Source organism: Halomonas cerina, assembly GCF_014192215.1.
Taxonomy (GTDB): Bacteria; Pseudomonadota; Gammaproteobacteria; order Pseudomonadales; family Halomonadaceae; genus Halomonas; species Halomonas cerina.
Window position 1 is genome coordinate 267,338 of sequence record NZ_JACHXP010000002.1, and the last position, 12,315, is coordinate 279,652.

Here is a 12,315-nt window from a genome sequence, read left to right on the forward strand (position 1 = left end):
CGCCGGACCGTGCGCTCCCACGACGTCACCGCTTTTACATCGATCGGCGAAGCACCTTTTATTGAGGGAATGGCAATGCAAGACCTATATACGATGATGCCCGCGGCATTTCGGGAAAGGGCGGTATTCCTGATTCGTGCGGGTTACCTGCCGCGTTTCGCCAAACCCACGACCTATAATCAGAAGATTAACTATCGAAAGCTTCACTGGAAGAACCCGCTGTTCGTGACCTGCTCGGACAAGATCGCGGTGAAGGAGCACGTGGCCAAGGCGGTAGGCGGTGATTATGTCATCGATAGTGTCTTTACCGGCAGCCGGATCACCCTCAAGGACCTGCAATCCCTGGTGCATGCCCATGGCGGCCTCGTGGTCAAGGCCAATCATGACTCCGGACCCGTGCACTTCGTCTCCCCCCAGGACAGCCCCGCGCAACTCGAAGCCGTCTGCCAGGGCGTCAACCATCAGCTCACCCTCGACTATGGCAAGCGAAAGCAGGAAACCTGGTATAGCCATGTCACGCCGGGCGTGTTGGTGGAAAAGAAGCTGGCCACCCCGGACGGAGCCGATCTGTGGGATTACAAGTTTCACGTGTTCGGCGGGGCGGAGCAGGGCGACCCTTCCATCGTCCTGCATGTCGATTATGACCGCTACACCGCACATCACCGGTCGTTCTATGACGAGGACCTGAACTGGTTACCCTTCTCGATGAAGTACCCGACCCTCAAGACGCGCATCGACCGGCCGCAGAACTACGATCGGATGCTCGACGTCGTCAAGACACTGGCGCGGCCCTTTTCGTATGCCCGTGTCGATCTCTACAACGTCGAGGGAAAGATCTATTTCGGCGAAATTACCTTCGCGCATGGCGCCGGCCGACAGAAGTTTTCCTCCATTAGCTATGACAAATGGATGGGCGATCTCTGGAAGGGCGATCCAGCGACCTGATCAAGTGCATCGCGTCCCTTTTCACAACGTTGCAGGTGGGTCGGCTTGTCCGGGGGCAAGCCCCGACGTGTCGCCCCCTCCGGCGGTTAGTAAGAAGCCTTAACAAGCATACGACCGGGTACCAGCATGCATATCGTCCATATCATCACGAGCCTAGGGCACGGCGGAGCCCAGTCAGCGCTGTGCCGATTGTGTCTCAATGATCGCAACAATCGGCATACCATCATCGCGATGATCGAGGGGGGCAGGCATGAGCCGGAACTGAGAGAGCACGGCATTGAGATCCTAGGCCTGGGCATACGTCGGCAACGCGACGTGATGGCCGGCAGCCTGAGGCTCTGGACACTGCTACGCCGCTACCGGCCCGATGTGGTCCAGACCTGGATGTATCATCCTGACCTGATCGGCGGGATCGTCGCCCGGCTGGCCGGCCTTCGCCATGTCTGCTGGGGCATCCGGCACTCCTCGCTGGAGCCCGGGCACAGTGCGCGATCCACCATCATGATCGCCAAGGCCTGCGCCTGGCTATCCCGCTGGGTGCCCGAGCGGGTCGTATGCTGTGCCCATCAGGCGGCCGAGGTCCATCATGCGCTGGGCTATGATCGCCGCAAGAGTGTCGTGATCTCCAATGGCTATGACCTGTCCAGCTTCTATCCTCGTGCTTCTTGTCTTCCGCCGTCCCCTTCCCGGGCGATGCCCGATGACCCTTCGCTGACCGGCGTCGAGGCTCGCCTCGGAGAGCGCCTCGGCCGGGCGACCGGCATGCCGGAACTGGACGACGGGATGCCGGTGCTGGACGCGGAGGTACCGGTCCAGGACATTCCGACGCCGGGCAACAGCGTTCCGGTAGTCGGCATGGTGGGGCGTTTCAATCCGCAAAAAGATCATGAAGGCCTGTTGCGGGCGCTGGCCATCGTCAAGCGACGCGGCCACGACTTCCGCTGCCGCCTGATCGGCCCCGAGATCGATGAGCACAATCCCCGTCTCCTGGCATGGCTGCGCACCGGCGACCTTCATGATCGGGTCGAGCTGCTGGGGGCGCGGGCCGATATTGCGGAACTCATGAATGGCCTGGACCTGCACATCCTGTCCAGCGCCTTCGGCGAAGGCTTTCCCAACGTGATCGCCGAGGCGATGGCCTGCGGCACGCCCTGTGTGGCCACCGACGTGGGGGACACCGCCCTGATCATCGGCGAGACGGGCTGGGTCGTTCCCCCCCGGGAGAGTGAACGACTGGCGGAGGCGATCATCGAGGCTCTGATGGAGCGTAAGGCCCATCCGCATCGGTGGGCCCAGCGACAGCACGCCGCGGTCGAACGGATTCGTGCCAACTTCACCATCGACAGGATGGTCGAGGGCTTCGATCACGTCTGGAAGGAATGCCTACAAGGCAGGGATTGATATGCGCTTTCTGATCATCGCGGGCTCACCCTGGTCCCTGGTTCACTTTCGGGGCCATCTCATCGAGGCGCTCCTCAAGTCGGGGATCGAGGTCCATGCGGCTGCCCCGGACCTCAGCGCGGAAAGCCAGGTCCGAGACCGGCTCGAAGCCATGGGGGCACGGGTGCACGACATCTACCTCAAGCGCACCGGCACCAACCCACTGGATGATGCCAGGACACTATGGGCGCTGCTTCGACTGATTCGCCGGGTCGGGCCCCATTACGTGCTGGGCTATACCATCAAGCCGGTGATCTTCGGCTCGCTGGCCGCTACCTGGACCCGTCGGCCCAGGCGCTATGCCCTGATCACCGGGCTGGGCTACTCGTTTTCGGACGAACAGGGCGATCGCCAGCAGCGCTGGGTCCGTCGGATCGCCGTGGCCCTGTACAAGCTGTCGTTACGTTACAGCCACAAGGTCTTCTTCCAGAACCCCGACGACCAGGCGCTGTTCCGAAGCCATGGCATCCTCGGCAGCACCACGCCCTCGGTGGTGGTGAACGGCTCAGGGGTCGACACGGACTACTTCGCACCCCAGCCCTACCCGCCGGTCCCCGATTTCCTGCTCATCGCCCGGCTGTTGGCGGACAAGGGCGTCAGGCAATTTGCCGAGGCGGCCTACCGGCTGAAGGCGGACTTCCCCGAGGCCACCTTCACCCTGGTCGGTGACTTGGATGCCAATCCCAACTCGATCACGCGGGAAGAGCTCGACCGCTGGGTCGAGGACGGCGTCATCCGCTATCTCGGTCATCAGTCGGATGTGCGGGCGGCCTTCGCCAGCTCTAGCGTGTTCGTCCTGCCGACCTTCTATCGGGAAGGGGTACCGCGCACCATCCTCGAGGCCCTGTCGATGGGACGGCCGATCATCACCACCGACACGCCCGGCTGTCGCGAGACCGTCATCGAGGGAGAGAACGGTTACCTGGTGCCTGCCCGGGATGTCGATGAGCTGAGCCAGGCCATGCGCTCCTTCCTGGAACGCCCGGAGCTCGTGGCGCTGATGGGACAGCGCTCTCGGGAGTTGGCCCTGCAGAAGTACGACGTGCACAAGGTCAATGCCGTCATGCTTAAGGAAATGGGGGTGCCGTGAGCAAGCGCTTCATGGATCTGGGGGTCTCGGCCCTGTTGCTGGTGCTGCTGTCGCCGCTGATCCTGATCACGGCATTGCTCATCCGCTTCAAGCTCGGCTCGCCGGTGCTGTTCCGCCAGCAGCGACCCGGCTTGCATGGCCGGGCGTTCACGATGATCAAGTTTCGTACCATGCGCAACAGCACGGACGCGCACGGCAGGCTCCTGCCCACCGACCAACGGATGACACGCCTGGGGGCGATGCTGCGTTCGACCAGCCTGGATGAGCTTCCCGAGCTCTGGAACGTGCTCAAGGGGGACATGAGCCTGGTCGGCCCCAGGCCGCTGCTCATGGACTACCTGCCCCTCTACAGCGCCGAACAGTTCCGCCGCCATGAAGTGCGTCCCGGCATCACCGGCTGGGCCCAGGTCCAGGGCCGTAACGCCCTGTCCTGGGAAGACAAGTTCCGCCACGACGTCTGGTATGTCGACCATGCCTCGCTGTGGCTGGACCTGAAGATCCTGCTGCTGACGGTCAAGAAGGTCGTGGCGCGGGAAGGCATCGCCGCCAGCGGCCACGTCAGCATGCCGCCGTTTCGCGGCAGCCAGTCCCGAGAGCGCTAGAACCCCCATCAACTGATTCGCTGTCCGTTCCCGGGCTATTGCAGTTGCGTTGTCCCCGGCGCCCCTCGTCATGTTCAACTGCGATTGCCCCGCTGTCCGTCCCCTGTTGTCGTGCCCAGGAGGGCAATGTCCATGTTGAACACGCCGTTTTCGCCCTGGCCATGCTACAGCTTCGAGGAGATCGAGGCGGTGGAGCGGGTTCTGCTGTCCAACCGGGTCAACTACTGGACCGGTGACGAGGGGCGCGCCTTCGAGCAGGAGTTCGCCTCGGCCATGGGCTGCGAATATGCCATCGCGGTGGCCAATGGCACGGTCGCCCTGGAACTGGCCCTGCGTGGCCTGGGCATCGGGCCGGGGGATGAGGTCATCGTGACCTCGCGCACCTTCGTGGCCTCGGCCTCGAGCATCGTCGCCGTCGGCGCCACGCCGGTCTTCGCCGATGTGGATCGCCACTCACAGAACCTCACCCCGGCGACGGTGGCCGGCCATATCACGCCTAACACCCGGGCCATCATCGCCGTGCATCTGGCCGGCTGGCCGTGCGACATGGATGGCCTGATGGCCTTCTCGCGCAGCGGCATCCACATCATCGAGGATTGCGCCCAGGCCCATGGCGCTCGCTATCGCGGCCGCAGCGTCGGCACGCTGGGCAAGGTGGGCTGCTGGTCGTTCTGTCAGGACAAGATCATGACCACCGGGGGGGAAGGGGGCATGGTCACCACCAATGACCCCGAGCTGTGGCGGCGGATGTGGGCCTACAAGGATCATGGCAAGAGCTGGCACGCCGTCCATGAGCAGTCCCATCCTCCGGGGTTTCGCTGGCTGCACCATGCCATTGGCACCAACTGGCGGCTTACCGAGATGCAGGCGGCCATCGGGCGGGTCCAACTGCATCGCCTGCCCAGTTGGTCCGCCCGGCGTCGGGCCTATGCCGAGCGAATCTGGGCGGCCGCCCGGGCCTGTCCGGGGCTGCGCGTGCCGAGTCTCCCGGCGCATATCGAACACGCCGCCTACAAGTGCTACGTCTTCGTCGAACCGCCGCAACTGGCGGCCGACTGGAGCCGCGACCGGATCATCGCCGAGCTCAACGCCCACGGCGTGCCCTGCTACAGTGGCTCCTGCTCGGAGATCTACCTCGAGAAGGCCTTCGAGGCCACCGGCTGGCAGCCGCCGGCGCGGCTGCCCGTGGCCAGGGAGCTGGGCGAGACCAGCCTGATGTTCCTGTGCCATCCCACCCTCACCGACGAGGAGATCGCACGCACCTGTGACGCCCTGGCCGAGGTGATGGCCCAGGCCACGGGGACTTAAGCCGGCATCATGTACGCCCAACTCAAGAGCCTGGTCGCCACCTTCGCCGCGCCGTTGCCGCTGTTTCTGGCGCTGCTGTGCCTGGCGGGCTTGCTGGCGCTGCTGGGTCGCCGCCGCGGGGGGCTGGGCGTGGCCATGCTGGCCATCCTGGCGCTGTTGCTGGCGGCTTGGGCCCCGGTCGCCGATCGCTTGCTGATGCCGCTGGAGACCCGCTATCCCCCCGTGATCACGCCGACTGACGGTGATATCGAGGCCATCGTGGTGCTAGGCGGGGGATGGCAGGCGCAGGGCCCGGGCTCGGTCATCTCGCGGCTCAACGAGAGCTCGCTGTCGCGACTCGTCGAGGGGATTCGCCTGTGGCGGTTGCGCCCCGACGCCTGGCTGGTGGTCAGCGGTGGCACGCGAGACCCACAGGGCCAGCCCGTCGCCGGGGCCTATGCCGACGCGGCCCGCGGGCTCGGGGTGCCGGCCGAGCGACTCGTCGTGCTGGATAGGCCGGCCGATACCGCCCAGGAGGCCTATGCCGTCCGCCATGCCCTGGGCGAGTCGACGGCAGGGGAGGACAGCCGGCTGCTTCTGGTGACCTCCGCCTCCCATATGCCCCGGGCGATGCGCCACTTCCAGGCAGTGGGGCTGACTCCACAGGCGGCCCCGACGCATCACTTGGTCACGCCGTCCGGCGTATCATGGGACTTGGGCGACTGGGTGCCGTCCGCGCAGCAGCTGAGCAAGACCGAACGTGCCCTTCACGAATATCTGGGGCTGCTGGCGCTCGAGTGGGATCACCGGCGATAGGCTAACGCCACCTCACTCAGTCCCGAGACAGAACGCAAGATGCCGCCAACAGGGCGGCATCTTGCGTTCTGTGCCAGCGAGTCGTGTAATTTGCTTCTGTCTAAGTAAATCTGGTCCTGCCGAAGTAAACATGGATAGGCGTGAATAAGCTTGTGTCATACCCCTATCATTGACTAATCTATGCTGAATTTAACGGTCATGATGTCGAGTCGAGTTGACCACCGAAGTGACTGCTGTGTGCGACAGGGTACACAGTATGATATTGAAAAAAACATGTAGTCGACAGGAGAAAAATCATTACTTTTACTTGCCAGAAAGATGAGTTTTTATACGGCAAGAAAGTCACGAAGGTAATAAGTGGATCACGAAGATAATAAGAGCGCCTTTCCAAACCCCAGCAATAGTGGGCGCCGGGGGCAAGGCGAAGCGAGTGTCCTTTGCCATGGATGGCAAAGGTAGCGCCCAGGGAAGGGTTCACAGCGCGCTCGCGAAGGCTTGTCGACGGAAAAGCCCATTCTATCCAATGGGTTGTGAAAGAAGTTCTAAGTAAGTCAAGAAGATAATAAGTACGTCACGAGGTGATAACAAGGGCAGGGTTGCCCGACAGGAACGGATACCACAAGCACCAGGTGCTCATGTCGTTAAAGATGACGCAACGACAAGGCATAGGGCAAGGGAGTGCAGCACGCCGCGGGGATCACACATGACGGTTACAGCTGTCGTAATGTCTCACCGAATGGTGATCCTTTCAGGAGAACAACATGCGCACTCTTGCCATACTGGGAGCGGGAGGACACGGGAAGGTCGTCGCCGACTGCGCCGAACTGATCCGTTGGGACAAGATCCACTTCTATGATGACGCCTGGCCGGAAAAGGCCAAGGACGAGCACTGGCCGGTCCTGGGGAATACCCAGGGGCTATTGGAGAGGGCCAGGCAGTACGCGGGGGTGTTCGTGGCCATCGGCGACGGCAGACGACGCTGTGAAAGGATCGACGAACTGCATCACCAGGGGGCCCATGTCGTCACCTTGCTTCATCCCCGCGCCGCGGTCAGCCGTTACGCCGTGCTGGGGATGGGGTCGGTGATGGTCGCCGGGGCCGTGATCAATGCCTTCGCGCGTACCGAGCGGGGCTGCGTGATCAACACGGCGGCCACGGTGGGACATGACTGCACCCTGGGGATCGGTGTCCATGTGGCGCCCGGGGCGAATATCGCGGGAAACGTGGTGATCGAAGACCATGCCTGGATCGGCATCGGGGCACGCATCATCCAGGGCATTCAGGTAGGCGCGGGGGCCGTCATCGGCGCCGGTGCCACCGTGATCGATCATGTGCCGGCGGGTGTCACCGTGGTCGGGACCCCGGCGCGACCGGTGGGCAGGAAGACCGCGCAGCGTTCCATTTCCCACTGGGCGGTCTCCGCCCGCAACTGATCCACCCCTTTTTTTCTGCCGGCAAGCGGCACGCCCGCCGCGTCCCGCCAGAAGGCGGGACGCGGCGTTGTGCGCTCAACCCTTCACCGACGAAGACACCGCGTCCAGGTAGGCATGGGAAGGGGCCAAGTCGGGGGTCGGTTCGAGACGCCCCGGTTCAGGACGCCCCGGTTCGGGACGACGTTGAGGCGCTGCGAGCGGCGGGGCCTGAGGCACCTGCGAAGGCGGCTCGGGGGTGCGGCCGCACCAGGCCAGGTCGGCGATCTCGTCGCGTGGCGCATAGGCAGTGGGGGCCGACTGAAGCAGCTCGCGGATACGCACTTGATCCTCATCCTCGGTGGCCCGGTAGAGCTGCTCCAGGTAGCGTTCCAGCCGTGGCCAGGGCCAATAGGCCTCCATGGCGGTCATGATCCGGGAATGCGAGGTCGCGCCGACCTTTTCACCGATCAGCAGCTCTTCATAGAGCTTCTCGCCGGGCCTGAGGCCCGTGTAGACGATCTCGATATCGCCGTTCGGCGCCGCCTCGCAGGCCACCTCCAGCCCCGACAGGCGCACCATCTGGGCCGCCAGGTCGGCGATCTTCACCGGCTCGCCCATGTCGAGCACGAAGACATCGCCGCCATTGCCCAGGGCGCCGGCCTGGATCACCAGCTGGGCGGCCTCGGGAATCGTCATGAAGAAGCGCGTGATCTCGGGGTGGGTCACGGTGATCGGGCCCCCGGCGGCGATCTGGCGACGGAACAAGGGCACCACCGAGCCGGAGGAGCCCAGCACGTTACCGAACCGCACCATGCAGAACCGGGTGCTGGCCTGGTGCTCGGCGAGGGCCTGGCAGACCAGCTCGGCCAGTCGCTTGGTGGTGCCCATCACGTTGGTGGGGCGGACCGCCTTGTCGGTGGAGACCAGCACGAAGGTCTCCACCCCGCAGTCCATGGCGGCCTGGGCGGTGGCCAGGGTGCCGAAGACGTTGTTGCGAATGCCCTGCACGGTATTGTGCTCGACCATCGGCACATGCTTGTAGGCGGCCGCATGATAGATGGTCTGGACCCGGAAGGTGCGCAAGATCGTCTCCAGCCGCGCGCGATCCTGCACCGAGCCGAGCAGCGCCTTGATCGGCACCGCCAGCTCCTGGTCCTGGGCGTATTGTTGGAGCTCGCGCTCGATGCGATACAGCGAGAACTCGCAGATCTCGAACAGCAGCAGCTGGCGTGGACGCTGCTGCAGCACCTGGCGGGAGAGCTCGGCGCCGATCGAGCCACCGGCCCCGGTCACCATCACCACCTTGTCACGGATATTGGCGTCCAGCAGGGCCGCGTCCGGCGGCACCGGGTCGCGGCCCAGCAGGTCCTCCACGGTAACGTTGCGTACCTCGTTGACCTGGGCACGGCCGGCCACCACATCCGCCATGCCGGGCAGGGTCTGGACGGGCACGGACAACGGCTCCAGGGTCTTGAGGATCTCGCGCCGCCGGGCGCGGGTCGCGCTGGGAATGGCCAGCAGGATGCGTCGGATGCCGTAGTTCTTTACCAGCTGCGGCAGGTCGCCGGGGGCGTAGACCTTGAGGCCCTCGACATAGGTGCCGTGCATGCCACGCCAGTCATCGACGAACGCCATCGGCGCATACTCGGCCCCCTGGCGCAGCGAAGAGACCAGCTGCGAGCCGGCCGCGCCGGCCCCGTAGATCAGCACCCGAGTCTTGTAGCGCAGCATGCTGCGCAGATGCAGGGCGCGCAGGACGTAGCGCACGCCGCCCACGCTGAGCAGGGCCAGCATGGCGTAGATGATGCCGACGGCAGCGCTCAGGTCGATGCCCAACAGACGGGAGATCAATACCAGCAGCCCCGCCGACACGCTGACCCCGATCAACAGCGACTGCAGGGCCTTGGCGCTCATGTAGCGGATCACCGCCCGGTAGAACCCTAGCTGGGTAAAGATGGCCAGGCTGGCCGGCAGCACCACCAGCCAGCCCGCCCAGGTCCGGGGATCCTGAAGCATCGCCCAGCTCTCGCGATGCAGCCACAGAGCCAGCGCGAAACTGGATGTGAGCAGTCCGATATCGATCGATAGCTGGATCAGGCGTTTGGTCTTCCGGGGCAAACGAAACAGCCGGCTCAGTATCACCATGTTCAGGGTTCCCTCTATTTACTTTCTTGTCCCCACGTGTGTGTCGCTCTGTCGCCTTCCCGATCTGCCCGCCTTTCCTGCTTCCTGTCTTCCCCTATATTCCCGCCTTCTTCCCTCTTCCTCTCTCTTCCCTCTTCCCTTCCTTCTCCCTTCTTCCTTCCTTCCTTCTTCCCTCTTCCTTCTTCCTTCTTCCCTGAAGCGCCGGATAACCGTCATCAAAACGAATGCCCAACGCCGACTGCCTGCAGTCGCGTCATGTGCGGTGATGCGTTTATCTTTGTGTTAAGTAATGTAATTCAGGATAAGAAAAACCCGCGGTCTTCCCAAGGTGATTTTCTTCACCAACTGAAGGCGGAGTTTTCTTTCCTGTTTTCGCGTGAGTATGTCCCGTCACTGATGTTGAAGATTTCAGATATCTCGATATATCCGAACATATGGATTCATTCTCATGAATGAGGCGCGCTTGCGGGCGTTCGCCATCAGGCCAGTAGGGAGGGGTGGCAGGGGAGGGCGGCAGGGCAGCGAGAGGCGGACGACAACGGGACCGGCAGGAAAAGACCGCGGAGAGAGGACAAGGCTTGACACTCAGCCGTCGTCATGCTTTGGGACCATCCGGGCTGTTCGTTAGAAGTATCTGATAATAAGGGGTTTTTGCCTTGTAAGAGATTGGCTACAAAATTGTCTTCGGTGATTGCATCGTTGCCTGGCGTAAGTAGAATGCATCAGCATTGCTGCCAACGCCTGCTTACGCTACGGACAAACGATCCATACATTCGTATCATGTTTGTCATGTCTTTTGGGTAAGACATAGGCAGCACATACGCTGAAACGTCATGCTGGCCTCGGGGATGTGCCGTGATACCTTGGGGCGGTAGCGTGCCCAGAAGCCTTCCAGGGAGGACCCCCGCCATGCCCCGACCGCTCAGCTCATCGCCGATCCGTGCCCTGTCGTCAGCGCCGCTGCTGACACGTCCATCGGCACGCCCTCGGCGCTGGCTGCCGGCGCTGGTGCTGGTGCTGGGCACCCTGGGCGGCTGCGCCTGGGCGCCGGGCAGCCACATCGCCCACGAGAGCGAGGCCGCGCCCATCGACGACCTGGTCGAGATCCGTCCAATCACGCCGGGGCTGGTGGCCACCTACCAGGAAACCCTGGGAAGGCCCGCCACCGATATGCCCGATGAGCTGCGCCGCGCCCTGGAGCGCTACGAGTACCGGGTCGGGGCGGGCGATGTACTCGACATCATCGTCTACGACCACCCGGAACTGACCATTCCCGCCGGGTCCGAGCGCAGCGCCGCCGAGGCCGGCAACCAGGTGCGCAACGACGGCACCATCTTCTATCCCTTCATCGGGCGGGTCAGCGTCGCCGGCAAGACCCTCGACGAGATCCGCCTGCAGCTGACACGGCAGCTGGCGGACTACATCGCCGAGCCGCAGGTGGATGTGCGCGTCGCCGCCTTCCGCTCCAAGAAGGTCTACGTCAGCGGCGCCGTGGCCGAGCCCAGCACCCTGCCGGTCACCACCGTGCCGCTGACCATCGTCGATGCCATCAGCCAGGCCGGCGGCGCCGTCGAGCAGGCCAATTGGCACCGGGCGACGCTGACCCGTAATGGCCAGAAGATCCCGGTCTCCCTGTACGCGCTGCTGCACCAGGGCGACCAGAGTGAGAACCGCCTGCTGCGCGACGGCGATATCCTGCACGTGCCCACCGCCGAGGATCGCGGCATCTCGGTGATGGGCCAGGTCCGCAGGCCCGGCAGCCTGCCGCTGGGCAACGAGCCGTTGTCGCTCACCGACGCGGTCTCCCAGGCCGGCGGCATCGACGAGACCAGCGCCGAGCCCTCGGGTATCTTCGTGATTCGCGAGAAGGAAGAGGCGAGCGACAGGCTGGCCACGGTTTACCAGCTGGATGTCAGTCACGCCGCGGCCTTCGCCATGGGCAACGACTTCATCCTCGAGCCGCGCGACATCGTCTACGTGACCACTGCGCCGATCGCGCGCTGGAACCGCGTGATCAGCCTGCTGTTGCCGTCCATCAGCCTGCCGGGTACCTTGGCGGATACCACCACCGATGTCCGCGACGTCAACAACTAGGCCGCCATGTTCAACCATATCCTGGTGCTCTGCACCGGCAATATCTGCCGCAGCCCGGTCGCCGGCGCCATGCTGGCCAGCCGCCTGTCCGACAAGCAGATCGAGACCGCCGGGCTCAATGCCCTGGAAGACCGGGGCGTCGAGCCCACCGCCCGCGCCCTGGCCGAAGCCGACGGGCTCGACGTCAGCGAACACCAGGCCCGCCAGCTAACCCGCGAGATGCTCCAGCGCGCCGACCTGGTGCTGGTGATGAGCGACGGCCAGCGTATGGCGGTCGGGCAGATGGACCCCGCCGCACTCGGCAAGACCATGCTCTTCGGCCGCTGGCTCGACGGCGGCCAGGGCCGGGAAATCCCCGACCCCTACCGCAAGAGCCCCGAAGCCTTCAAGCACGTCCACCAGCTACTCAGCCAAGCCGCCGACAGCTGGACCAGCAAGCTGTAACGGCAGGTCAAAGGGCCAAGGTCAAAGGGCCAAGGTCAAA

At 64.0% G+C, this 12,315-nt stretch carries 10 protein-coding genes; 9 read left to right on the plus strand and 1 reads right to left on the minus strand.

Annotated elements, in window-relative coordinates; all coding sequences use genetic code 11:
* Nucleotides 1-9 precede the first annotated feature (9 nt).
* The 7 genes from FHR94_RS03125 (at nucleotide 10) to FHR94_RS03155 (ending at nucleotide 7,613) form a co-directional block, all read left to right on the plus strand.
* The gene (locus tag FHR94_RS03125; protein ID WP_183324160.1) at nucleotides 10-945 is read left to right on the plus strand and encodes an ATP-grasp fold amidoligase family protein; all 936 of its coding nucleotides are present in this window, start codon (nucleotides 10-12) and stop codon (nucleotides 943-945) included.
* Between the two features lie 126 nt (nucleotides 946-1,071).
* On the plus strand, nucleotides 1,072-2,346 hold the full coding sequence (locus FHR94_RS03130) for a glycosyltransferase (protein ID WP_183324161.1): 1,275 nt from the start codon (nucleotides 1,072-1,074) through the stop codon (nucleotides 2,344-2,346).
* 1 nt (nucleotide 2,347) lies between these two features.
* Entirely contained in the window at nucleotides 2,348-3,475 is a 1,128-nt protein-coding gene (locus FHR94_RS03135) for a glycosyltransferase family 4 protein (RefSeq protein WP_183324162.1), read from the plus strand.
* A complete protein-coding gene (locus FHR94_RS03140) occupies nucleotides 3,472-4,077 on the plus strand; it encodes a sugar transferase (RefSeq protein ID WP_343064624.1) in 606 nt (201 codons plus the stop codon). Before FHR94_RS03135 ends, FHR94_RS03140 begins: the two co-directional genes overlap by 4 nt.
* Nucleotides 4,078-4,209: 132 nt before the next feature.
* Nucleotides 4,210-5,385: a DegT/DnrJ/EryC1/StrS family aminotransferase gene (locus tag FHR94_RS03145; RefSeq protein WP_183324163.1), complete on the plus strand. Its 1,176-nt coding sequence runs from the start codon at nucleotides 4,210-4,212 to the stop codon at nucleotides 5,383-5,385.
* Nucleotides 5,386-5,394: 9 nt separating this feature from the next.
* Nucleotides 5,395-6,180: an ElyC/SanA/YdcF family protein gene (locus FHR94_RS03150; RefSeq protein WP_183324164.1), complete on the plus strand. Its 786-nt coding sequence runs from the start codon at nucleotides 5,395-5,397 to the stop codon at nucleotides 6,178-6,180.
* Nucleotides 6,181-6,941: 761 nt separating this feature from the next.
* Nucleotides 6,942-7,613 (plus strand): acetyltransferase, encoded by a 672-nt coding sequence (locus tag FHR94_RS03155; RefSeq protein ID WP_183324165.1) that lies wholly within the window; start codon nucleotides 6,942-6,944, stop codon nucleotides 7,611-7,613.
* Between the two features lie 75 nt (nucleotides 7,614-7,688).
* Here the strand turns inward: FHR94_RS03155 and FHR94_RS03160 are convergent, their stop codons facing one another.
* A complete protein-coding gene (locus FHR94_RS03160; protein WP_183324166.1) occupies nucleotides 7,689-9,737 on the minus strand; it encodes a polysaccharide biosynthesis protein in 2,049 nt (682 codons plus the stop codon).
* Nucleotides 9,738-10,646: 909 nt separating this feature from the next.
* On the opposite strand from FHR94_RS03160, the gene FHR94_RS03165 reads away from it, so the two are divergent.
* Together FHR94_RS03165 and FHR94_RS03170 are read left to right on the plus strand one after the other, a co-directional pair.
* Nucleotides 10,647-11,831: a polysaccharide export protein gene (locus FHR94_RS03165; RefSeq protein ID WP_183324167.1), complete on the plus strand. Its 1,185-nt coding sequence runs from the start codon at nucleotides 10,647-10,649 to the stop codon at nucleotides 11,829-11,831.
* 6 nt (nucleotides 11,832-11,837) lie between these two features.
* A complete protein-coding gene (locus FHR94_RS03170; protein WP_183324168.1) occupies nucleotides 11,838-12,275 on the plus strand; it encodes a low molecular weight protein-tyrosine-phosphatase in 438 nt (145 codons plus the stop codon).
* Nucleotides 12,276-12,315: the final 40 nt, after the last annotated feature.